The sequence below is a fragment of the Pseudomonas sp. Marseille-P9899 genome (genome assembly GCF_903166565.1).
Classification (GTDB): domain Bacteria; phylum Pseudomonadota; class Gammaproteobacteria; order Pseudomonadales; family Pseudomonadaceae; genus Aquipseudomonas; species Aquipseudomonas huaxiensis.
This window is the reverse complement of record NZ_CAESCG010000001.1, coordinates 778,585-799,628: the sequence shown is the minus strand read 5'-3', so window position 1 is coordinate 799,628 and position 21,044 is coordinate 778,585. Positions and strand designations below refer to the sequence as shown.

General features: G+C 63.1%; 24 protein-coding genes and 1 pseudogene. 1 reads left to right on the top strand and 24 read right to left on the bottom strand.

What is annotated here, in order from left to right; translation table 11 throughout:
* The 7 genes from HWV67_RS03555 to HWV67_RS31595 all read right to left on the bottom strand — a co-directional run bounded on the left by HWV67_RS03555 (position 1) and on the right by HWV67_RS31595 (position 6,518).
* On the bottom strand, positions 1-1,167 hold the full coding sequence (locus HWV67_RS03555) for a phage tail sheath subtilisin-like domain-containing protein (protein ID WP_175649951.1): 1,167 nt from the start codon (positions 1,165-1,167) through the stop codon (positions 1-3).
* Between the two features lie 86 nt (positions 1,168-1,253).
* A complete protein-coding gene (locus tag HWV67_RS03550) occupies positions 1,254-1,688 on the bottom strand; it encodes a phage tail assembly chaperone (protein WP_175649950.1) in 435 nt (144 codons plus the stop codon).
* A gap of 5 nt (positions 1,689-1,693) precedes the next feature.
* Complete coding sequence (locus HWV67_RS31890; protein ID WP_306167769.1) at positions 1,694-4,420, bottom strand: phage tail protein; 2,727 nt, start codon at positions 4,418-4,420, stop codon at positions 1,694-1,696.
* Positions 4,417-5,022 (bottom strand): phage tail protein I, encoded by a 606-nt coding sequence (locus HWV67_RS03540; protein WP_175649949.1) that lies wholly within the window; start codon positions 5,020-5,022, stop codon positions 4,417-4,419. The genes HWV67_RS31890 and HWV67_RS03540 overlap by 4 nt, the downstream gene beginning before the upstream one ends.
* 1 nt (position 5,023) lies before the next feature.
* Positions 5,024-5,905: a baseplate assembly protein gene (locus HWV67_RS03535; protein ID WP_175649948.1), complete on the bottom strand. Its 882-nt coding sequence runs from the start codon at positions 5,903-5,905 to the stop codon at positions 5,024-5,026.
* Complete coding sequence (locus HWV67_RS03530; protein ID WP_110968327.1) at positions 5,902-6,228, bottom strand: GPW/gp25 family protein; 327 nt, start codon at positions 6,226-6,228, stop codon at positions 5,902-5,904. The genes HWV67_RS03535 and HWV67_RS03530 overlap by 4 nt, the downstream gene beginning before the upstream one ends.
* Positions 6,229-6,230: 2 nt before the next feature.
* Complete coding sequence (locus tag HWV67_RS31595) at positions 6,231-6,518, bottom strand: hypothetical protein (protein ID WP_256680000.1); 288 nt, start codon at positions 6,516-6,518, stop codon at positions 6,231-6,233.
* A 34-nt stretch (positions 6,519-6,552) separates the two neighbouring features.
* Between HWV67_RS31595 and HWV67_RS03520 the strand changes: the two genes are divergently transcribed.
* Entirely contained in the window at positions 6,553-6,786 is a 234-nt protein-coding gene (locus HWV67_RS03520; protein ID WP_175649947.1) for a hypothetical protein, read from the top strand.
* Between the two features lie 34 nt (positions 6,787-6,820).
* Here HWV67_RS03520 and HWV67_RS03515 read toward each other — a convergent pair whose 3' ends face one another.
* From HWV67_RS03515 to HWV67_RS03435, 17 genes and pseudogenes are all read right to left on the bottom strand, one after another.
* Entirely contained in the window at positions 6,821-7,381 is a 561-nt protein-coding gene (locus HWV67_RS03515) for a phage baseplate assembly protein V (RefSeq protein ID WP_175649946.1), read from the bottom strand.
* Complete coding sequence (locus HWV67_RS03510) at positions 7,378-7,908, bottom strand: hypothetical protein (RefSeq protein ID WP_175649945.1); 531 nt, start codon at positions 7,906-7,908, stop codon at positions 7,378-7,380. Before HWV67_RS03510 ends, HWV67_RS03515 begins: the two co-directional genes overlap by 4 nt.
* Complete coding sequence (locus HWV67_RS03505) at positions 7,901-8,554, bottom strand: hypothetical protein (protein ID WP_175649944.1); 654 nt, start codon at positions 8,552-8,554, stop codon at positions 7,901-7,903. Before HWV67_RS03505 ends, HWV67_RS03510 begins: the two co-directional genes overlap by 8 nt.
* Entirely contained in the window at positions 8,551-8,865 is a 315-nt protein-coding gene (locus HWV67_RS03500) for a head-tail joining protein (RefSeq protein ID WP_175649943.1), read from the bottom strand. The genes HWV67_RS03505 and HWV67_RS03500 overlap by 4 nt, the downstream gene beginning before the upstream one ends.
* A gap of 2 nt (positions 8,866-8,867) precedes the next feature.
* Positions 8,868-9,863: a major capsid protein gene (locus HWV67_RS03495; protein ID WP_175649942.1), complete on the bottom strand. Its 996-nt coding sequence runs from the start codon at positions 9,861-9,863 to the stop codon at positions 8,868-8,870.
* A gap of 63 nt (positions 9,864-9,926) precedes the next feature.
* Positions 9,927-10,274, bottom strand: coding sequence for a head decoration protein (locus HWV67_RS03490; RefSeq protein WP_175649941.1), 348 nt, complete (start codon positions 10,272-10,274; stop codon positions 9,927-9,929).
* A 2-nt stretch (positions 10,275-10,276) separates the two neighbouring features.
* Entirely contained in the window at positions 10,277-11,422 is a 1,146-nt protein-coding gene (locus HWV67_RS03485; protein ID WP_175649940.1) for a head maturation protease, ClpP-related, read from the bottom strand.
* Complete coding sequence (locus HWV67_RS03480; RefSeq protein ID WP_175649939.1) at positions 11,419-12,900, bottom strand: phage portal protein; 1,482 nt, start codon at positions 12,898-12,900, stop codon at positions 11,419-11,421. The genes HWV67_RS03485 and HWV67_RS03480 overlap by 4 nt, the downstream gene beginning before the upstream one ends.
* The gene (locus HWV67_RS03475; RefSeq protein WP_175649938.1) at positions 12,897-13,103 is read right to left on the bottom strand and encodes a phage head-tail joining protein; all 207 of its coding nucleotides are present in this window, start codon (positions 13,101-13,103) and stop codon (positions 12,897-12,899) included. The genes HWV67_RS03480 and HWV67_RS03475 overlap by 4 nt, the downstream gene beginning before the upstream one ends.
* Before the next feature lies 1 nt (position 13,104).
* Positions 13,105-15,123 (bottom strand): annotated as a pseudogene (locus tag HWV67_RS03470) (phage terminase large subunit family protein).
* Between the two features lie 4 nt (positions 15,124-15,127).
* Positions 15,128-15,709, bottom strand: coding sequence for a terminase small subunit (locus tag HWV67_RS03465; protein WP_175649936.1), 582 nt, complete (start codon positions 15,707-15,709; stop codon positions 15,128-15,130).
* A 160-nt stretch (positions 15,710-15,869) separates the two neighbouring features.
* Positions 15,870-16,217, bottom strand: a complete 348-nt coding sequence (locus HWV67_RS03460; protein ID WP_175649935.1) for a phage holin family protein — start codon at positions 16,215-16,217, stop codon at positions 15,870-15,872.
* A gap of 183 nt (positions 16,218-16,400) precedes the next feature.
* Positions 16,401-16,859, bottom strand: coding sequence for a hypothetical protein (locus HWV67_RS03455; protein WP_256679999.1), 459 nt, complete (start codon positions 16,857-16,859; stop codon positions 16,401-16,403).
* Between the two features lie 325 nt (positions 16,860-17,184).
* Entirely contained in the window at positions 17,185-19,929 is a 2,745-nt protein-coding gene (locus tag HWV67_RS03450) for a bifunctional DNA primase/polymerase (RefSeq protein ID WP_175649934.1), read from the bottom strand.
* Positions 19,926-20,129, bottom strand: a complete 204-nt coding sequence (locus HWV67_RS03445; RefSeq protein WP_175649933.1) for a TraR/DksA C4-type zinc finger protein — start codon at positions 20,127-20,129, stop codon at positions 19,926-19,928. The genes HWV67_RS03450 and HWV67_RS03445 overlap by 4 nt, the downstream gene beginning before the upstream one ends.
* Positions 20,122-20,610 (bottom strand): phage regulatory CII family protein, encoded by a 489-nt coding sequence (locus tag HWV67_RS03440; RefSeq protein ID WP_175649932.1) that lies wholly within the window; start codon positions 20,608-20,610, stop codon positions 20,122-20,124. Before HWV67_RS03440 ends, HWV67_RS03445 begins: the two co-directional genes overlap by 8 nt.
* A 132-nt stretch (positions 20,611-20,742) precedes the next feature.
* The gene (locus HWV67_RS03435; RefSeq protein ID WP_175649931.1) at positions 20,743-20,967 is read right to left on the bottom strand and encodes a transcriptional regulator; all 225 of its coding nucleotides are present in this window, start codon (positions 20,965-20,967) and stop codon (positions 20,743-20,745) included.
* Positions 20,968-21,044 lie beyond the last annotated feature (77 nt).

The following is a 21,044-nucleotide window of genomic DNA, read 5'->3' as shown; positions in this document are numbered from 1 at the left end:
TTATGCGTTCTGATCGAGGACTTCGGTCAGCCACTGGTTGGTGACCTCGACACGGAAGTTAGGGTTTTCGGCCGGGGGCACGTCGGTGAAGCGGATGTTCCAGTACACCTTGCCCTGCTCCAGTTGGCTGGCCGTGTTGAGTTCGGGATCGGCGAACACCTCGAAGTTGATGATTGCGCCCTGGGCCTTCAGGTCGCGCATGAAGTTCTCCAGGCCCTCGGTCACGTCCTTGACGTAGGTCGCAGTGATCGAGCGGTCGACCGCCCATTTGTGCCCGTACAGGATCGCGTCCATGACGATATCCATGGTCCGCACGCGGGTGACGAACGCCCATTTCGCATCGCTGCTCAGCGTGCGGTTGCCCCACAGGCGGTAGCCGTCGTCGCGGATGATGGTGGTGATGTTCGCGTTGTTGAGCAGGTTGGCCCGGCAGGTTTCGTCGCCGTCCAGGAACTCCACCGGCCGGGTCACGCCAGTGATGCCGACGAACTCCTTGTTCGACGGCGAGGCCCAGAAGCCGTACTCGTTGTCTGTCCAGGCAAACAGGCCGGCGACCCAGGCCGAGGCCGGCGCGTTGACCGTGGCGTCGGTCGACGTATCCCAGTACTGCACGCCCGGATCGACCAGGAACGCACGCTTGGCACCGAAGTTTTCGGCGTAGTCCAGGGCGGCCTCGTCGGTGGTGTTGGGGCCGTCGATGATGGCGATGCCGCGCAACTTGTCAGCCAGGGCCACAAGCGACGTGCCCACCGCCTGCGTGGCGCTGTGCTTCGGGGTCACCAGCAGACGGGGCTGGGCGTTGAACCGGCTCTTGCCGTCCAGCAGCGCTTGTAGGCCGGTACGCTTGCCGTCGGCCAGCACGCCGCCAATGATCGCCGAGGTTTGCTCGGCCGGGTCGACCAGCTTGGCCACGCCGCACGCGACGATCACCGCCTTCGCGCGGGTGTAGATCGCCCGGCATGCGGCGGTAATGGCCGAGGCCGGGCCGAACGCAGCGACGGCTTCACGCTCACTGGTGATCAGCACCAGGTCGTTGGCTTTGGCCGTGGCATCAGCACCAGGGGTAAACGTGTCGACCAGGCCGATGATCGAGGACGACGGCAACGCGATGTTGCGCGCCCCTGTGTCTACGTTCGTTACGGTAACGCCGTGGAAAAAACCGCTCATGCAAGTCTCCAGATACGAAAAGGCCCCGCAGAGCAGGGCCAAGTGGTGCAGCAGAAATGAAAACGCCCCGGCGATCCGGGGCGTCATTAGGTTGGCTGGTCGATCCAGCCGGGCGCCGCAGGTCGCTGATCAAACGCCGGAAACGCATCTGCTTGCGGCCAGTCACGCAGCGCCTGTATGTAGGTCAGCAGCTCTTCGAACTGGGCGACCGAAAGCGTCGTGTCGCGCCCCAGCTCCAGCTCATCGCGATGGCGCTCGCGCAACCACTGAACGGATGAGAGTCGGTTGTCTCGCCACAGCCGCTCAGCGTCGGCCAACTGCTCGGCCGAAGGCGGCGGCGGCTCAGCCAGGACAGGGCGCCCCTCATCATCCGCAACAATCGCTTTCGCTTGGGATTGCCCGGCCAACAAGGCTTGATGCTGTTCTTGCGTCACAGGAACAGCATCATCCGGCAGCTCAGGAAACAGTGCTCTGTCGATGAATCCACCGAGCGACGCGCTATAGAAAGTTCTCGCTGTCATGCTTATCACCACCCGATAGAAATAAAGCGCGCCGATACGACGCTGTTATTCCATGCTCCACCCGCCCAGGCTTGCGACTGAGTAAACAGACGGAAAGCGTTTTGCGTCAGATCGCCCGTGTAAGCCGACTCGATTTCACCCGTGGTATTCACCGCGCATGCGACCGTGACGAAGTGCTCGTTCGGGTACGTCGTCGGCAGCACGATCATCGTGCCGTTAGCCATTTCGCCATTCGCGGCGGTGCCCCACTGGCGAATAATCCCGCTGGGCAACTGCTCCCAGCCGGAGGCAGATTTCAAGCTCGCAAAGCTGGAGATCCTGCTGAGCGTCGCAGAACCGGTGACATACCAGGCCGAGACGTTCGCGCGAGTGAAGACCGCCTCCCCGCCTGGCGGAATCGAAATCGTCGTCAATTGCTCCCCGCCGACGTAGAAAATCCCCACCCGCCCGCAACACGGAGAGAGGAAAAGCCGAGACGTTTTGAACCGCGATCCGCCCCCAAGAGACAGCTCCAAAGCCGCCGGCAAGACGAAATACTGGCCAGCCGTAGAGCCCGCAAAGTACACAAGCTTGCCGCCATCTGTAGCCAGTAGCTGCTTGCTGGCCGTGTATCCGGCGACACCGGCGTACTGCCCGCCATGGCGCCTCACAAACTCTGTGTTAGCGAGGATCTTCGAGTCATCGAACAGCGCCGCCGTAGGCCCCGTAGGCGCTCCCGAGAACACCGGCGAAGCCAACGGCGCCTTGAGCGACAGGTAATAGTTCATCGTCGCTGCAAAGTTCGGATCATTACCCAGCGCTGCCGCCAGTTCGTTCAACGTGTCCAGGGCGCCCGGAGCCGCATTGACCAACGCGGCAACCGCCGCCGACACAAACGCCGTGGTGGCGACTTGCGAATTGTTCACGGCCAGCGCCGGCGTTGGCGCGGTGGGCACACCGCTGAACGCGGGCGACTCCAGCGGCGCCCGCGTCACATCAGTCGGATGTCGATGATCCTCGCGAGCGGTCTTTGCCGAAACACCCGGCGCCGCGACCCCATCCATGAGAGGGGCACTGCTCCCTCGCCCCGCCGCCAGCTCTTGCTGTACAAACCCCGTGGTGGCGAGCTGGCCGGTACTTTGTCCCGTGGCAGCCAGCGGCGCCGACGGCGCGCCAGTAAACACCGGCGAAGCCAGCGGCGCTTTGAGCGACAGGTAATAGTTCATCGTCGCGGCAAAGTTCGGATCATTGCCCAGCGCTATCGCCAGTTCGTTCAACGTGTCCAGGGCGCCCGGGGCAGCATTGACCAGGGCTGCAACTGCCGCCGACACAAAAGCCGTAGTGGCGATTTGCGCGTTGTTCACCCCCACTCCCGGGGTATTTGCCGTGGGCCAGCCCGTGAACGCTGGCGACTCCAACGGCGCGCGTGTCACGTCAGTCGGATGCCGATGATCCTCGCGAGCGGTCTTTGCCGAGACGCCCGGTGTAGCCACTCCATCCATCAGCGGAACGCCGGTCCCACGCACGGCCGCCAGTTCTTGCTGCACGAATCCGGCCGTCGCGAGCTGCCCGTTCGACGTCCCGACGGGAAGCGTCGGCAAACCATTCATGCGGTGCAGTGCACCAGTGCCCTGCGCAAACCACTCGTAGCCACTGGCACACGTGAATTCCAGTTCGCTACCGGGGTAGAGCACCAGGGAGTCAATCCGCCCGCCCTCACCGCCGATTTGCAGCGTGTCCGTACCGACCTTGGCAATCGTGACCGGGGCACTCGACACGTTCTGAACATTGATCGTGCCCCCCAAAGGAAGGCTTGCCGCTGCCGGCAGCGTCAGGGTCTGGTCAGCCCGCTGACCGTAGTAGTAGATCATCTTCCCGGCCTCGGCCGGACTGATCGCACCGCTGATATCGCGGGGGGAAGTTCCGTTGTAGCCCGCCGTGATGTTGCGGAACTGCAACGCCGTAACCCCCAGCAACAGCGGCGCATCGGTGACCAGCTTCCACAGGGTATCGGCCTGCAACTCCCCCTGTTCCACCGTCACCGTAAGGCCCGGCGTCACGTCAGCATTGCCGTCGGCATCACGCGCGCGGAGCCAGGCAGCCGCCGCGACGACATAGATACCGTTGTCCTTGCCCAAGAGCTGGTCTTTCACCAGCACGCGGTCACCCAGTTGCAGAGCGACGCCATCAATCGTTTTCAGGCCCGACAGCGTGATGGCCGCGACGGTCGCCGCCCGCACACTGTTCTTGCCGTCTAGCTTGTCCAGCTCCTCTGCGATCCGGGTTTCGACAAACTCCCGTGTCGCCAGCACCACTGCCGGGTCAATCTTGAGCTGCACGTTGGCAGTGCTGGTGACGATGATATTCAGCCGCACCACCTGGGTTTTGCCGGTGCCCTGACTGAGCAGTGGCTTGAAACTCGGCGCGCAGTTGGCGACCGCCACCAGATCACCGTCAGTATCGTAGAGACCGATTTCGCGAATCCACCACCCCCCGGCATCCGGCGGAATCACCTGTTCGGCAATGATGATGCTGGCATTGTTCGGGTCAATCTTGACCTGATTGAGCGGCGCCCGGCGGCGCTCGTTAATCAGCCGGGTCTGGGATCGCGAGGGGATCGGGTCTGTCAGGTTCGCGTCCCCTACGCCCATTTGCGCGAAGGTCCACGGCACGCCGAGCGCGTTCGCGTTGGCCTGCTTGGCCTCACCCACAGCAGTGAGGATGGCAAAAAACTGGCTGTTCTGGTCAGTCATGGGTAAACGTCCAGGTATTCAATTTGATGTTCACGGCCGACATGGCCGAAAGTGCCGTTGACGTCGATGTCTCGCGACGTCGGCGGGTAAACGTCGATTTCTTCGCCTTCGGCCAAGCCGATGCCGAGGCGCAGGTAACCGCTGCTGGAAAGCGCAATCGCAAGGCCCGTCAGGTGGCGGCTGACCGGCTTGGCGTCGTCAATCAACCGGGTCAGCTCTTGATACATTTCCTCGGTGATGCCTTGGTCGAGCACACCGACTTGCAGCGCAAAGGTGCCGGGTACGCCCTCTGGCACGGTCTGCCACCACTCAAGAACCTCGATCAGGTAGCCCAGCGGCTCGACCACGCGGCGAAGCGCTCCGATCGTTCCTTTGCGGGAATGCACGTAGAACGCCGAGCGGATCACCGAGCGCTTGACCGTTTCCGACCATTTCTCGTCCCAGCGGTCCACCGACCAGGCCCAGGCAAGCTGGGGCAGCAGGTGCGCCGGGCAAGTGTCGGGGTTGTACAGCGTGCGCAGCGGCACGACGGTGACTTCGTCGTTCGCCGCCTCAATTGCGCGCTCCAGCAGGGTGCTGTTGAGGGGCAGCAGGCTGCTCATATCAGCTACCCCGCTCGACGCTGAAGTCAACGCACCATGCAGCCTGGGCCTTGGTCGGGCGGATATCCGCCCAGTTCGTCAGATCAACCCGCGCCACCCCTGCGATGTGCAACTGCGCATCGATGCCAGAGCGGGCCACTTCGACGCCAAGGCGGCGGCGCGGGTTGATCCAGGCCGATAGCCGGCGTCGACATTCGGTTAGCGTGGCCTCGGTTTCAGGACCGCCACCGGCCATGTGCACGACAGCATCGATGCGGTAGCGCAGTATCTCGGCGGACTGCACCAGCAGCCTGTCCGCAACAGGGCGAACATCGTCATCACTGAGCCTGGCTCGCACCGTTTCCAGCAGCTCAGCGTCGGCTTCACCGGCATCATTGAGGCTCAACACGGCGACCGCCACCACCGCTGGGGAGGGGCTTTCGGCAGTGGCATCGGCCACCAGACCCGAGGCGTTGCGCGCATGCAGGATGTAGCTGTTGCGCGGCCCGGCCGTGGTCAGACCCTCGTAGACAAGCTGAATGCGCTCGCGCAGGGCGTCGTCTGCCTCGAGCACTTCTGCAGTGGGCGGCGATGCGCTCAGGTTCTCAGCCTGTACAACAAGCCGACTCAGGCGCACGTTGGCTGCCAGGTGATCAAGGTCGCTGCCCTGCGCGAAGGCCAACAGCAACGCCTTGGCCGCATCGTTGACCCGAGCCCGATTCTGCATGCGCCGGTACGCGCCCAGCTCCAGCAGCTTGGTGACCGGATCGCTTTCCAGCAAGGCGTCCCAGTTGTCGCCCATGAACGAGCGAAAGCCCGCAAGTTCCTGCTGGTAGGTTGCCTCATAGTCCAGGTCTTCCAGCACTTGCGGCGCAGGCAACGCCGACAGTTCGATAGTGCTCACGCGCTCACCTCCAGAATCTGGCTATCGCCCAGGTATTGCCCTGTCAGTTGCAGGGTGATCTGCCCCCCGACCACCGACAGCACCCGGACTCGCTCCAGTTTCAGCCGCGGTTCCCAGCGACTCAGCGAGCGAGCCACTTCGGCCTGGACGGCGCTTTTCCAGCCCTCGTTGATTGGCAGGTCGACAAACCGGCGCAGCTTGCTGCCGTACTCCGGCCGCATGCGCCGGCTGCCGACCGGGGTGGTCAATATGTCTTCGATGGACTGCCGCAGGTGGGCAAGGCCCGACAGCGGCTGCCCGGTGTGGCGATCCATTCCAAGCATGATCAGCCCTCTGGCATGAGATCCCGGTGGTTCGCGAGGTAGTCCTGCGCGATGGCGTCATCGGGATCAGCCGCGACAACGCCTTGAGCGACGGACAGAGGGCGACCGTCCGGAAGGATCAGGACCCGTGAGGTGAAGCGGGTATCTCGATAACGCAGGCACGGGCTGACCGTGGCGGGCATGGGGGCCTTGCTTGCCATTGGGTTTTTCTCCAGTTCGGGATTTACGATTTCCAGCGTGTGGTGTGAAACTGCATTCCACTTGAGCAATGTTTGGATTCGATCTGCCACCTTTGCATCGCTACGGATTGAGTAAGGAAGAGATATGGACACGAAGATGTGCCAGTTCAGCGATATGGAAATCTGGGCTCGCGGAGATCGTTTTTTTGTTCGCTACGACGCTGGGGCGCATCAGGTTGTAATGCGTGAGGACGAGATTTCTGACCAGGAAGCAATCGAAGGCTCATCAAGTGAGGATGCCGCTGCCAAATTGTTATTTGATTTGCAGAAGCGGTTGATTCGAGCCGGCGTTAACCCCTATGAATCCAACGTCAAGTAACCGTTACAAGCCAAAGACGTAGAGAACCTGGCGATCAGTGTTTGTGGTTCGACGTATTGCCAGCGGTATCGATGATGCGAGCACCACCAAGGATGTCGCCGGTCACCTGCAGTGTTCCGTTGACCTGCACCGCGCCGGTCAGCGTGATGCTCGCAGCGGTGGCGGTGATCGTGTCATCCGTGACGACCGCCGAACTGCCACCGACCTGCACCGTCACCGTGCCCGAGGGCACGTTGATGGTGTAGGTCTTGGCCTCCCAGTCGTAGACCAGCGACCCGCCGTCATCGAAGCGCCAGACCTCGACGTGGTCGCGATTGTCCGGCTGCGCTCCGGCATTGCCGTACAGCCCCGGCACGAACGTGCCCTGCGCGGGCTCGCCAGACGGACTGATCAAGGCGCCCTGCTCGTTCAGGCTCGGCGCCCGCCAATGCCGCGCCTTGCCCGCTGCCTGGCTATGCCAGCGCACCCAGGCGCTGGTCCAGCCGGAGCCATCGGATACGCGCACCATCGCCGCGGCCAGATCCACCGCCACAACCCGGCACGGAATGATCAGGCCAGCGATCATGCGGTCATGTGCTGCGCTGACTTGGCTCATGAGATTTCCTCTGGCGCGATGTATTGGCCTTGCTGGCCGTTACCGATGTTCGGGCTGAAACCGAGCAGCAGGCTACCGGGCGGCTGGTTGGGCCACGGCCACTCCTCAGCGCCGAGGTGGAGTTCCTGCGTCCACTCCACAACCCAGACAACGTATCCGTCCAGCTCTGGCCGGGTGAAGTCCTGCGCGGCGCGGACGAACTCAGCCGGGCCAACTTCCTGCCCCCAGTGCTGCACCCGCAACAGGACGGCAAGCCGGGACGCAATGAAAGCCGCCTGGTGGTAGCAGTCCACTTGTTCAGCGCCGACGATAGCCCGCGCTTCGAAGTGGGCGACTACAGCAGTTTCGCCCGTGCCCTGGTCCTGGCCGGGCTCAAGCTCGGCCAGCTCCAGCAGCACCATCGGTACCGGAATGCTGGTGACGAGGCCCGGTGGAAAGCAGACCGCTTCAAGGCCGGGGATCGCATCGCGGATATGATCCTCAATCGCCGTATACAGCGCGTCGAGGCTGAAGGTTTGATCAGACACGGGCGGATCCTCGCAGCAGCTTCTGCACTTCGTAGTTCAGTTCTTGTTCCAGTATCTCCAGCAGCCGCTGGTGGGCCTTCCGTGACCACTCATCGAAGTGCGGCCGAACGCTGTCGAGCGAGAGCATCGCCTTGGCCACGGGGAAACGGTCACCGTTTTCCTGAACCCAGCCACTGCTCCGACCGCCGAACGTGCTCTCCGGGTAGTCGCTCGCCTTGAAGTGCTTGCTGGCTGTGCGGATCCAGATGTCCGGCGTGCCACCGTAGACCTTCTTATAGAACGCGCCCTGGTAACGTCGGCCAGCCACCGAAACGCCCGACCGGTTCTGCCGAGCACGACCGGCGCGGCTGGCCTCAATGGCGTTGACACCGAACCACAGCTTGCCTGGGCCCGAGCCGGTGACCGGGTAAGCCCGCAAGCGTTGCCGAACAGCCGCCTGGGCGATTCGCTCCTGCTGACTCACAGACCGGGCAATGTGAGTGCGCATCCAGCGCAGGGTCTTGTTGATGGCCCGACGCTCGGCTGCCGCGAACGCTTTCGGTGCCAGCACCGTGAAGCGGCTGAGCCGCTGCTTGTCGGCGCTGGACACCTGCAGCGTGAGCATGCCGCTGTCGGCCGTCTGCTTGATGTAGCTGCCCACGCTCATGGTGCTTTCCTCAACACCAGGGTGACCAGGCCATCACCGCCCGGCTCGGGCCGCACGATGGTGTAGTTGCCCCCACCGTCTTGCTCAGGCAGATCGACCCGCACCTGCTGCCGCTCGGTGACGCCCTCGGCATCCCCAACGCGAATGACCAGGTGCGGCTCACGCAACGCAGTGACGATCCGGCCGACCTTCGGTTGCAGCCAGGGCACGCGGAGCATGCCCTGGACTTCTCGCCCTTCGATGTACGCGGTATCCGCCAACACTTCGAATACGGCGTCGTCCACATCCTCGATCAGCTCGCGGAAGTTCATGGTCAGAGCTTCAGGTTGATGACCGCCCGAGGACGGGTGCAGAGGTGCAGCGGGTTGGACTGCGCCTCACCGGCCACGCCCTTGCCGAACGGCAGCGGTTCCAGCTTGCTGTAGTACGGCAGGCCTTGGGTGTTGACCGTTTCCATGTAGTCGGCCGGGGCATAGGCCGAGAGGAACATTTCCGGAACGCCTTCCGGCACCAGACGGGCCTCGTCGTCGCCTACGAACGCGACCCCGGCGACCTTACCGCGGTAACGCTCCCAAACGATACCGCCGAACTCGAACGCTTCACGGGCATCACCACGCAAGGAGGCGGCTTGCTGGCTGCCCTTGTAGGTGTCGACTACCGACTTGTGAGCGATGAGCTTTTTCCAGAAGGTCTTGCCACAGAAGGCCCGCGATCCCGACGTGGTGACATTGCCGAGCACATCTTCCTGCATATCCAGCGCATCAACACACTGCACTTGCACGTTGGTTTCAGGATCGTTCAGCCCCATCGACAAGCTCTGCCGCTGAACACCGAAGCTCTTGTAGATATCCAGCAGTACGCTGCTCCCATCGGCGTCGAGCACCTTGCCACTCAGCGCCCCCATACGGTGGAACTCATGGGTCGCATCCAGTTGTCGGCGAGCCTTCGTTAGCCGTTTGTTGACCACGTCTTGTACCGCCTGCAGCTCGGTTTGAGTACCAAAGGCACGGATGCCCTGGATCTCGTCAGCCTTGATGGTGAAGCGTTGCGGCAAGTGCACAGTGTTGAAAGGAATCAGGAGGCGCTTGCTGCCGCCGACGACCAGGCCCGAAGTGCCGCGCTCTCCAGCCGGTACCAGGACCAACTTTTCGCCGTCCTTTTCGATCTGCACGGTGAGGGTGGTGACGCCCTCTTCCTCGAACAGACCGAGGCTGGCCAGCCGGCCGGGGACATATTCCTGCTCGTTGATGGCAGCAGTCAGTGCGGCAACGCCAAAGGCGTCGTCTTGGAAAATGCCGATTTCGGCCATGAGTGATACTCCAGAAAGGACAAACCCCGCACTTGGCGGGGTCCGAAGGTGAATCTGATGGGGTTAGCGAACGATGATCGAGCGGGTGGCCAAGGTCTTCTCGGCGTCGGGGTCCAGGCCGGTCAGGCATGCTTCGCTGACCTCGGCAAGGCGTACGACAGCACGACCGCGGCGGACCACATCCGACTCACCGAGCGAGGCGAAAAGGATGCAGGCGGCGTTCTCGCTGCCGTCCTCGGCAGTGGAGTCGTACGGTGCGAATTCGCCAGTGGCGGTGACCAGGCCGAGCACCTGGCCCGCTACCAAGGCCGAGCCGGCGGCTACGCTGATCGCCTCGCGGGAAATGGTGCCCGGTCCTTCGGACAGCAGGAACTCGCCTGCGTGGATGGGCTCGCGCTTGATGTTGCTCATGGTCATGCTCCTTTACGTGTGGTCTGCCGTCGTGCATTCCAGATGCTGGTGGGGTTGGGCAGTTGCGCCTTGATCTTCTCCGGGTCGTCGCCTGCAGGTGGCAGGCTGTTGTCGATCTCGAAGCCCTTGCCTGAGCCGACAAGCTTGTCGAACAAACGAGCGCGCACGGCGCTGGCATCAAGCCCGGCCTGGACGTACTCCTTGGCCAGCTCCGGTAACCGCGCCGCAACGCACAAATCACGTACCGACTTGGCACGGGTCAGAGCGGCCTGAACCGTCGCTTCGTCGGCGAGCTTGGTGGAGGCAATCAACGGATCGACGAGGTTACTGATCCCCTCCTTGGCACATGCCTGGGTGATCATCAACGCGAGCTTTGCCGCATCGAAAACGACAGGGTCAGCGGGCGGGTTGGGCTTGGGTTCCGGTTCAGGCTCTGGCTCTGGCTCGATGACTGGCGGATCGTTGAGCTGGTCCAGCAGCGCCTGGGGCGTCTGTCGGTAGCGCTTCATGGCCGCGCCCTGCCCCAGACAGGCTTTGACCTCGACGCCATTGCCGATCTCGTCGGCCAGCCCCAGCGCCAGCGCCTCCTGAGCGGTGAGCCAGGTTTCGTCGTTAACCATGCGCCGCAGCTCGGCGTCATCGATGTCCGGTGACTTGGCCTTATAGGCAGCGATGATCGCTTCCAGTGTCTGGTCGAGAACATCCGCCACCCGGCGCAGGGCCTCGGCATCGCCACTGGTCCAGGTCCACGGGTTGTGGATCATCATCATGGCGTTGGAGGCCATCACCACCCGGTGCGCACCGCACGCGGCAACGCTGCCGGCGCTGGCCGCGAGTGAATCGATACGTGCCGTGCAGCGCTCACCGAGGCGGTTCAGCGCGTTGTGAATCGCCAAGCCGTCGAACAGATCGCCACCGATGGTGTTGAAGGCCACAACAACCGGCGACACACCGTCGTCCAGTGCCTTCAGGTCCTGGATGAACGTGTTGGCGGTGATACCCCAGTCGCCGATCTCGCCGTAGATGTAGATCTCGATGACGGTCTGTTCAGCCTGGGTTTCAGCCTTGATCCGGTACCACTGCTGGTCCTGGACCGGCGTGAGAACGTCGGCCTTGTTGAAGATGCGGAACGGCATCAGCGGTTTCATGGTTTCTCCTTCTCATCGGGGTCCTCATCGATGGCCGACAAGGTGGTGTAGTTCAGGCCGAGGTCGCGGGCCCTTGTCGCAGCCGCGGCGTTCTCGCGATCCACGATCTCGGCATCGGTGCCGGAGCGCAGGCACATCTCGTGGCGCGAGGCGAACCCGGCGTTGACTTCCAGCATTCGGGATTGCACGTCCTGCACCGGGTGGATGTAGGCCCAGCCTTGCGGCACCCAGCGGGTACGCAGGTACTGGCGGCGACGTTGTGCGTAGTCCGGCAGGTCGAGCGCGCCGGACAGCACCGCCATGTCCAGCCAGGCCGAACGTACCGGGCGGCATAACTGGTGGACGTAGACGGCGAACTGCAGTTGCTCCAACCGGCGCCGGAACTCGTTGAGGGTGATGCGGATCGCTCGGTCGTTGACGTCGCGCATGTCCCCGGTCATCAGCTCATAGGGCAGCTCGGCGCCAGCCGCAGCGGCCATCAGTTGCTGCCGCATGAAGTCGGGGTAGTTGTTGCCGCCGTCCGGTGGATTGGAGAACTCCACCTCCTCGCCCGGCAGCAGCTCCTGCATCGTGCCCGGCTCCAGGGCGACCATTGGCGTGAAGCCATCGCCCCCAACCCGGATCGGCGCACCGGTTACCGGATCCAGCACTGGTGGCCCCGTATCGGCAGGCTTGCGGATGAAGCCGGCGAACAGGTTGGCGACCTCCTGCCGGAACAACACGGCATCGTCATAGTTGTCCAGGCTGCGCAGGCGCTTGAGCACCGGAGCCAGCCGTGGAACACCGCGCAACTGGCCGGGCTCCACGGGCTCGAAGATGTGCAGCATCTGGCTCGCGGGCACCCGCACCAGCATGTTGTAGCCAGCGTTCAACGCGGACAGGTCACTGGGATGCGAGCGGTAGCACCAGTAGGCCACGCGCTGACCGAGCGGGTTGAACTCGATGCCAGCGCGGATGACATTGCCGCCCTTGGTGATCTCGAACTTGTCGTGAGGGACGAACTCAGGGGCCAGACACTGCAACTGCAGTGGGACCGCCAAACCTTCCTCAATGCCCCGTGGCCGCAGGCGGACGAAGCATTCCCCCGACTGCTCAACCGTTCGCGCCACCAGCGACTGCTGGCCGTAGAAGTCGGTGAGCTGATCGGCGTCCGACTCGTCGCACCAGTCTTCCCAAAGGTCCTGGAACAGAGCCCGCAGCGCGGGATCTTCCAGCCGCGGTTGTGGCGTGATGCCGGTGCCGATCAGGTTGCTGACGCGGCGGGTAATCGCGTTGGCCGCGTAAGGGTCATTGCGAACGGCCGACCGCGAGCGTGAGCGCAGGTTGCGCAGCGCCGGCATGATCAGGCTGTTCGCTCCGGTGTCCGGGGCATCCCAACTGGAAGAGCGGCGACCGTCGGCGGCGCCCTCGTAGCTGGCCTTGATCCGCTCCGGCACCAGAAACCCCGACCGTGACAGCGTGGGGTAACGAGTGCTCACAGGCCCTTCCCTCCGTGGTAGAGGCGGACCACGCGGGAGCGCGGCCCACTGGCGCTGGCCAGCTCGGTGCGGATCAGGTCGCGGGCCTGGATCAGTTCAGCGACAGTGCGGTATTCCACGGTTCGATCTTCGTAGCGCACGACCTTTTCGCCGCGCGCAATCGCCCGCTCGACCAGGTCGAGGTGCTTCTGGGTGTAGGCCATGTCAACGTCTCTTCAGATAGCCGCTGGTTGAGGCGCGGCGTTGCATTGGTTGAGGTGCTGGACGGGCGACCGGTGGGCCGGGGCCGGGCTGGGGGCGGAGCGAGAGCAGGTTGATCGTCTTCAACTTCAGCGGTGGCCGGCGACTCAGCAATTTCCGGCGTGGCCGGTGCCGGTTCGTCAAAGAGGCTGGCCTGCGCCACGCCTGCCGCAATCGGTCCCAGTCGTGCTCACCGTATTTGTGCAGGCCGAGGTAGTAGGCCATCGCCAGGTTGTACACCATAAGGTCGAGCGCTTCGTTTCGGTCGGCCTTGCCCTTGACCCACTCGATGCGCTTGTACCCCTTCACGTAGCGGGCGACCTTGCGTTCGGCCACGCACTGCTTGAAGAAGTCTTCCGGCAGGTCCTTGGCGAAGTGCAGCGCGCCGGGCCCCGTCTCGAAGCTGTAGCGGTTGTAGATCCAGTCCTTGGCTGTGTCGGTGCCGATCTGCCAAAGCTCGGCACCGTTGCGCTCCGTCTGGCCCCGCCAGGTCACGTCCACCAGCGATGGGCGCTGAGCGATGACCGGGCGCCCTGGCTTGCTCGCGCCCTTGATGGCGAAGATGTTTCGCCAGCGACGGACGCGGCAGAACTGGTACACCTCATGGGTGTGGTGACCACCGGAGTCGACGCCCACAGCGAGGACCGCCATACCGACGCCACACGGATGGCGATAGCGGACCTTCAGGCGTTCATCCAGCAGCGCCCAGGTGCGGTCGTCCGCTGGGTCGCCGGGAATCACCAGGTGATCGACCACCCAGCGCTCCATGCCGGTACCCCAGCCAAGGATCATCACTTCAAGTCGGTTGGCCTGTACGTCCACAGCCCCGGTCAAGGCCAGCACACCAACCGGCACGGTGCCCAAGACGTAGTGTTCCAGCAGAGCACGCGCCTGCAGTACCTCGGACTTGGTCTGCTCGACCGCACTGTCCCAGACCCTTGCCAGCCGTGTGTTGTAGAACACCTGCATGGGTTCAAGGTCACCCCGATCCAGGGCACGTTTCGCTTTCTCGAAGCGCTTGGCGAGAGCCGCCCAGGACTCCCACCCCAGCGGGGCATACAGTGAGTTGAGGTAAAAACCGACCGTCTCGCCATCGCCCTGGGCGTGGGCACGCCATTCGCCTTGGGCGAGCATCTGGCCCTTGTGATGCTCCTCGATCAGGACGTCACACTCAGGGCCAGCGCACTGGTAATGCACCGTGGAGAAGTCGGCGGAGTACAGCAGACGCTCCCACTCCAGCACCTGCATATGGCCGCAGGTGGGGCACGGCACGTAGTAATGCCGCTGGTCGCTGGTCTGGAACAGGTCATCTATCCGTGACGCGCCCTTGATGGTCGGCGAACTGGAAAAGTAGAACTTGGCGTTGCGCCCGAAGGTGTTGCCGCGGGTCTCCGCCAGCTCGATAGGATCGCCCTCTTTGTCGACGTCGACGTCCCAGCGATCTACTTCGTCGCCGTAGACGAAGCGCGCCGACAGCTCCGCAAGGTTGGCCGCGGAGCCGGCGGTGGTGGCGTACAGCGTGCCACCCTCGAACTCTTTGGTATCCATGGTGTTGCGAGCATCCCGAGAACGGGAAGTCGCGACACGTTCGCGCAGCACTGGCGTTGCGGCGATGGTCTTGCCGATCCGGCTCGATACCCGCTTGGCCAGGGTGAGGCTGGGCAGCAGGGTCAGGATGTTCGACGGCGACATGTGGATCAGCGCCCCGATCCAGTTCAGGGCGATCTGCGTTTTCATCAACTGCGAGGCGACCATGGTCACCACCCGCTTGCACGGGTGGGCAGGTGACAGGCAGCGCATGGGTTCTCGGGCGTAAGGTGTGCGCGCGGTGCGGTACTGGCCGGGCTCGGCTGCGCCGGTATCACGCGGAATCCGCATGTACTCGTCAGCCCATTCATCGACCCACAACTCTGGGTCTGGCTCTAGCCCACGGCAATACTGATCGCGGTACACCTTCGCACCGTCAGCGTATCCGGTGGGCATAGGCTTAGCTCTGTGTCATGGCTTGCTCAAGGTCGGCACCGTTCATGCGGATCGCGTCTTGGAAGACACGGCGAAAGGCACCCGTCAGATGTTTTTCGATCAGCCAGGGATCGCTCATGGCAGCAATCTCAGGCGCCAGTTGCGGGGCCAGGCCCAGCATCAGGTCACGCACCATCCGGCCGGCGGCATACGCGGCATCCTCCACCGGCTTGCGTTCGACCAGGTTGCCCTGGACCTTGTGGAACTCAGCCTCTGCGAGCTGGGCAAGGTAGTGCTCTCGGTGCGCCCTCGCCTTCTGGAAGTCCATGCCCTTGGCGGGCGGTGGTTCCAACGGCTGCACCGCAGGTGTGTCCGCACCCACCTGCAGGTGGCTACGAACATCCCGCTCGACTCGGCTTTCTTCATGCCGGGCCGCGACTGCCGCCTTGCTGGGGTCCGCGGACTCAGCCAGCAACGCCTCGGTGGCTTCGACATCGACCTTGCCGGTGTCGGTGAGCACCAGGCGATCCTGACTCGCCAGTTTGGAGACGTATGATTTTGACCATCCGCGCCGGGCGGCGAACTCTGACTTGCTCAAATGGGTCATGGCTAAGTGCTCTGTTTACCCAGTGAACTCAAGGGGTTAACCAGTTCACCGCAGTTCACTAAGCTGGTGAACTCCCCGCTAACAAAGTCCCGCGGGTTCCCCGTCCCGTACCCCCCGAAATTCGCCAGGGTCCCCGGCCCGCGCGGGCTGCCGGCCAGATTCACTGACCCGATCCGCCGTTCGATGGGGGCACTTCGCACACGCCCAACCGCTTCGCTGCCCAGCGTTCGTACAGGGCGATGGCGACATCCGCACCCGCGACCGCCGTGAGGCAGCCGAACGCGCCCGCCGCCCAGATCGACAACCCTGCCGAGTGCAACAGCATCAACGTGGCCATCCCACAGACGATGCAAGCACCGGAGCGGAGCGCCACCCGGCGAACCAGCGCCCAACCGTGGACGCCGGCCTTGTCTGCCCGCCAGGTCTCGCCCGATACCCCGCCCACCAAGGACAGTACGATCACCATCCACAGGGGCATTTCGATTAACGCTTGTTGTTCGTTGGTCATACGGTCCTCGCAGGTCAGAAGCACGGCACCAGAAACAGAAAACCCCGCCAACTGGCAGGGTTCTCGGTGAGTGTGGTTAGGTGCTTGGGAGAGCGCTTAATGCGCAGGTGTCATATCGTGGGGACTTTTTACCGACGAACTGCAAAACCGAAAAGGGGTGATTTTCGGTTCGTCGCTTCGACGCTACTTCGGCGCACCTTCGGCGCACGCTCGGCGCATACCAACCCGACGAACGGTATTGCTCCGGTTCGGTCCTGCACGGCTCACCAAGATCCTGGCGACCTGCAAGTGCAGCGCAGCGACCCAGTTCCAGTAGGTCCGCTCTGCGTGTTCCTGCAACCCCACCTCCCGCATCTGCTCGCGGATGGTGGCTCCGTGGATGTAGCGAAAAACAGCCAAGCGGGCCAGGACCTTCCCCCGAGCGTCGCGCCGGGCCAGCTCGGCCACTGCCGCGTCGATCTCCGCTGCGGCGTGATCCAGCCCCGCCCCGGCGATCAAGATGCGTGCCCCAGAAGCCCCAGTCCGCGGGGCCAGTCCCTTCCACTCCATGATGCTGCCCATCTGGCTACCCAGGCTGGACTGGCCGAGCTGGGTGCGCCGTTCGGCCCAGTGCCGCATCAAGCAATCGATGTCCTTCATCATGCCCAACGCCCCCCGATGGCAACCCAACACAGAAAAGCCCAACCCACCACAAACCCAACACAAAAGAAACTCAATGAATTCAATGGATTTTCAAGAGCAGTGGTGAGTGTGTTGGGTGTGGTGACTTTTTCAGGGTTCGCATGGGAGCTTTTTTGCTCATTGGATACCCCGAGAAAAAAAGCTCGCGTACGCGCGCGCGACGCCAAACCCACCACACCCAACACAGACTCCCGCTGTCCCGCGAAAATCGCGGCATTCAGGTGTGGCGCCCCCCTCCGGGCACCCCGACACAAACCCAACACACCCACCTCATCAACAGTCATAGTCATGCGGCAAGCCCCTTGATGTGGTCCCAACCGTCGACGTTCCAACCGGCCAGCCTCGCAGCTGCCCGCCATTCGACGACATGCCTGCCCAGCTCGGTCGCTTTCAAGGATGGGACTGGGGAAGGTTCTTCAACTTCGGGGAAGAAGAACGCGGCGAACCGTCGTGTGTTGCCATCAGTCCAGGGGAGCGACGGCGTCTTCATCACCGTCGCGCTGATCATCAGCGAGAACTTCGTCTGGCTCATCGAGTGCTCCTTGTTCCGGGAGCACCACTCCAAGAACATCGCGTAAAGGTCGCTGCTCAGGCAGCACGCCCAGAGCTTGTGTCCCAGCTCGCCGATACGCCAAAGGTGCAGGAACGTCTGCCACGCCGTTCTGCTCAAGGCAACCAGACGCTGCCTGGCCGTTGTCCTCGGTGGGCGAGTGCGCTGATCGAAGTCGCCCAGGTCGACATCAAGCAACCATCCATATAGGGCAGCGACACCACCATTGGCCAGCTCGCGACTGATCGCCTTCTGCCGCTTCACCGGGAGCGTCTCCATGGGCCACATGACCAGCATCCGGCGATCATCATCACCGATGGGCCAGGGCATGATCTCGTTGCTCAGGAACACCGCGTTCATGTGGTTGGCCTCTTCCCAGCCATTGATGAACTTGGACTCCATCCGCACCGTCTTGCCGGTGATCATGTGCTTGATCTTGCCCACCTGGTTGAACCGCTGCTCTCGGCTGACGACCTCTTCGAATACCGCCCACAGCTTGCGGCTCTGCCAGGCGTTGAAGCTGCCTTCCAGTTGCGTCTGGCCAACGGTCGCTGCGTACTGGCCGTAGAGCTGCCCAAAGACATCCGCGAACAACAGGCTCTTGCCGGAGCCCTCCATGATGGAGTGCATCAGGACCGCGGTATCCATCTTGGCCCCCATGTGTTGAAGCGGATATGCCAACCACTTCAACAACCAGGCCATGGCATCGTCGTCATGGTTGCAAAGGAAGGAAATCAACCAGCGCAAGTTCTCGCAGGCCGCATCATCACGGACAGGCTCCAGCGGTAGCCCCTCGAAGGTGTTGATGTAGAGGTTCGGATCCTTGGTCATCGTGGGGTCGAAGACAATGTGATCAACGTCCACGACTCGCCGGCGAGTGCTGTTCAGCCAGAGCGCATACGCATCCCCCAAGGCCATCTTCACCGCGCCCTCGGCGATCCGACGCTTCTTCTCTCGGTCCCAGACGTCTTTGGTACCGTCGATATAGACGTACCGGTCGATCGGGTCCAGGTTCAGTGCGCCTCCCTTGCGGCCGGAAATCTTGCGCTTCTGCTCGATCTCCTTCACCTGGTCAATCGAGATCAGCTTCTTGTCCACATTCGCCAGCCATTCCTTGGAGATGTCCTTCCCGACCAGGGCTTCGAAGCCAGACTTTTTCATCAACTGGCACTTATCGAGATCCCACACGTTGGTGGTGCCCTCAACCAGGGCAAATCGGCGCAACGGATCATTTCCCCCGCCGCCCCCGGTGGCCGAGGAGCCGGCCGTGCTGGGGGCCTCGTCCGCCGAGGGGGATGGGGAGTCATCCGTCTCGCCAGCCGCGCCCTCCCCCACCCCGGCTTTCGCCTCTGGCGAAGGGGTGCGGGGAAGCTCACCCAGTGGCGGAGGCTCAGGCGGCCGAGACTTGGCGTCGATTCCCAGCATCCGTGCTGCGGCCCGGGTCGCTGCGCGCTGGTCACCGTCGTGCACAAGGATGCAGAAGACATCGAACGCATCATTCTTGTGCCCGTTCGCCAGCGGATCGGAACTGTGATGGGAGAACAGCTTGTCGTCGATGATGGTGACACCGGCCAGACCGCTGCTGCTCTGCGGGCAAAGCCACTTGTCGCCGCGACGCTCGTAGCCGTGTGCCTCGATCAGCGTCGCGATGTCGTGCGCCTGGTTGAACAGAGGAATGACATCCGGGAGATCCCGCCCGGAATGGCCAGCAGTTCGACGAGGCTTCGCAGGCGTTGGCCGGGGCGCAGGCGCCGACTGCGGCCGCCAAGGGCAAACCGCTTCGGCCTTGGGCTTGAACTCGTCCCAGCCTTGCCAGATGGCGAGCAATTGGGGAGGCAGTACGGGCAACCCTTGCGCAGATGGCGGCGTGCGCCATGTGTAGGGCAGACCAGTACCAGGGTGAATAGATGGCGGCAGCACGTCCTGCACCAGGCCGGCCCGCAGCTCGAAGACGGGGATCTTCTTGAACGGCTCGGCGGCCCCCTTGAGGACCGCTTCCTTGTCAGTGTCACCAGCATCTCTGGCGACCTTGGCCTGAGCCATGAGCGCCTTGTGGATTGAACCATCAGGGTCCGCCTGGCTGGGCCAGGTCAGGGGATGCCAGCTCAAATCGATGCCATCGGGTACGCGGAACATGATCCGGAACCGCGCCGGATTACCCACCGATGTCGGATAGGCATCGGCCAGGGCGTCCAGATCCATGCCGAGTACTTCGCGCAGAATCTGGCGCGTGCACTGCACATCATCGACGTCCAGGGAACAGACACGACTCGGCCCGAGGACCACCCCCAGGTTGTGGTTCGGGCGCTTCTTCCAGAAAGCCTCGGCATCAGCGGCTTCAGTGAAGTAGCCGCCAGGCTTGTTCCAGCCGCTCCCCTTTGGTCCCTTCTCTCCCGGCTCGATGGGGACCAGTGCCAGACCAAAGGTTTCGATGTAACGCCGTGCCCATTCAGCCGTCGCGGTAGTCGGGTGCTCACTCATCGACGTCGCTCCCGCAGTTGCTGACAGTCGATGCAGGCATCACATCCCGGCGCCGCTGCTTGCCGATCAAGTGGAATGGGGGCACCGCAGTCGTCGCAGAACTGCGCACTTGGCCTGACAGGCCGCTGAGCCAACTGCTGTAGGGCGAGGCAGAGATGAAACTCGGATCGGTCGTTCGCGATGTCAGCCAGGTCAGCCATGAGCCCCGTCCTCCATCGACTTCCGCGCCCCGGCGGTGACGGCCAGGACCTGGCGGATCACGTCCATGCCCCGCTGCTCCAGCAGTTGCACTTCATGCAACTCCCAGCGCTTGTCCGCAGCACCGTCGTGCATCGCGGCGACGAACTCGCCGGCCTCTTCCAGCAGCTTGCCGACCGCCTTCAAGGCTTCGTTCGTAGCGGGAACCGGCTCGGGGCGGTACCAGACGGCACCTGCCGGCCGGACCAAGGCGTCAAGCAGGCGAGGATCGGCGGTCAGTCGGATCACCTCTTCCAGCTCATCGGGATTGAGCCAGCGGCGCTCTTCGTCGAGATTGAGTTTTTTCTGGAGAGTGTCCTGCTCAAGGACCATTTCGAAGGCCAGGCGGGTGAATCCCCCCTGGAAGTCACGCCCGGCGCGATAAAGCGCCTGGCGCAAGGTCAGCACCGGGCCAGCGCCCGGCAAAAGGTCTGTCCTGCTCATAACCGTAAAAACTCCTTTTACGGTGTAGCCAGAGGAACGGGCACGCCCTATCCTACGACCACGACCGTTGTGCATTTGTGCGTGCGCCCTGTCGTAGCCTGCCTGGGGAGGTGAGAGTCCTCAGGCAGGCACCTAATGCTTTGCTTGTCGCAAGTACGCCCAATCAATGTCTGGCCGCAACTCCTCGCAGGTCACTGCTCCTGCCGTTTCTCGATCCAAGCTAATAGCCAAACCTGCATTAGCTCGCCGATTCCCATATGCCACCTGCCGGAGCTGGCCTACCGTGGTGTTGCACCGCACGGCCAAATCATCCAGCGACGCCTTGTCTAACTCTTTGATGTACGTATGCAAGCTCATTTGGGCCCTCCGATTTCGCCGGAAGACTAGCAGCTGCTAAAGGAACAGACAATAGCTGGTTGTAATTTACAAAACGC

What these genes read in the sequence shown, in the direction of transcription:
- HWV67_RS03485 (WP_175649940.1), bottom strand. Translation starts at nt 11,422, where the DNA reads ATGAAACCGCTGATGCCGTTCCGCATCTTCAACAAGGCCGACGTTCTC.
- HWV67_RS03465 (WP_175649936.1), bottom strand. Translation starts at nt 15,709, where the DNA reads ATGACCCATTTGAGCAAGTCAGAGTTCGCCGCCCGGCGCGGATGGTCA.
- HWV67_RS03440 (WP_175649932.1), bottom strand. Translation starts at nt 20,610, where the DNA reads ATGAGCAGGACAGACCTTTTGCCGGGCGCTGGCCCGGTGCTGACCTTG.
- HWV67_RS03490 (WP_175649941.1), bottom strand. Translation starts at nt 10,274, where the DNA reads ATGAGCAACATCAAGCGCGAGCCCATCCACGCAGGCGAGTTCCTGCTG.
- HWV67_RS03530 (WP_110968327.1), bottom strand. Translation starts at nt 6,228, where the DNA reads ATGCTTGGAATGGATCGCCACACCGGGCAGCCGCTGTCGGGCCTTGCC.
- HWV67_RS03540 (WP_175649949.1), bottom strand. Translation starts at nt 5,022, where the DNA reads ATGAGCAGCCTGCTGCCCCTCAACAGCACCCTGCTGGAGCGCGCAATT.
- HWV67_RS03435 (WP_175649931.1), bottom strand. Translation starts at nt 20,967, where the DNA reads ATGAGCTTGCATACGTACATCAAAGAGTTAGACAAGGCGTCGCTGGAT.
- HWV67_RS03450 (WP_175649934.1), bottom strand. Translation starts at nt 19,929, where the DNA reads ATGAGTGAGCACCCGACTACCGCGACGGCTGAATGGGCACGGCGTTAC.
- HWV67_RS03520 (WP_175649947.1), top strand. Translation starts at nt 6,553, where the DNA reads ATGGACACGAAGATGTGCCAGTTCAGCGATATGGAAATCTGGGCTCGC.
- HWV67_RS03445 (WP_175649933.1), bottom strand. Translation starts at nt 20,129, where the DNA reads ATGGCTGACCTGGCTGACATCGCGAACGACCGATCCGAGTTTCATCTC.
- HWV67_RS03460 (WP_175649935.1), bottom strand. Translation starts at nt 16,217, where the DNA reads ATGACCAACGAACAACAAGCGTTAATCGAAATGCCCCTGTGGATGGTG.
- HWV67_RS03555 (WP_175649951.1), bottom strand. Translation starts at nt 1,167, where the DNA reads ATGAGCGGTTTTTTCCACGGCGTTACCGTAACGAACGTAGACACAGGG.
- HWV67_RS03495 (WP_175649942.1), bottom strand. Translation starts at nt 9,863, where the DNA reads ATGGCCGAAATCGGCATTTTCCAAGACGACGCCTTTGGCGTTGCCGCA.
- HWV67_RS03455 (WP_256679999.1), bottom strand. Translation starts at nt 16,859, where the DNA reads ATGATGAAGGACATCGATTGCTTGATGCGGCACTGGGCCGAACGGCGC.
- HWV67_RS03550 (WP_175649950.1), bottom strand. Translation starts at nt 1,688, where the DNA reads ATGACAGCGAGAACTTTCTATAGCGCGTCGCTCGGTGGATTCATCGAC.
- HWV67_RS31890 (WP_306167769.1), bottom strand. Translation starts at nt 4,420, where the DNA reads ATGACTGACCAGAACAGCCAGTTTTTTGCCATCCTCACTGCTGTGGGT.
- HWV67_RS03515 (WP_175649946.1), bottom strand. Translation starts at nt 7,381, where the DNA reads ATGAGCCAAGTCAGCGCAGCACATGACCGCATGATCGCTGGCCTGATC.
- HWV67_RS03505 (WP_175649944.1), bottom strand. Translation starts at nt 8,554, where the DNA reads ATGAGCGTGGGCAGCTACATCAAGCAGACGGCCGACAGCGGCATGCTC.
- HWV67_RS03500 (WP_175649943.1), bottom strand. Translation starts at nt 8,865, where the DNA reads ATGAACTTCCGCGAGCTGATCGAGGATGTGGACGACGCCGTATTCGAA.
- HWV67_RS03475 (WP_175649938.1), bottom strand. Translation starts at nt 13,103, where the DNA reads ATGGCCTACACCCAGAAGCACCTCGACCTGGTCGAGCGGGCGATTGCG.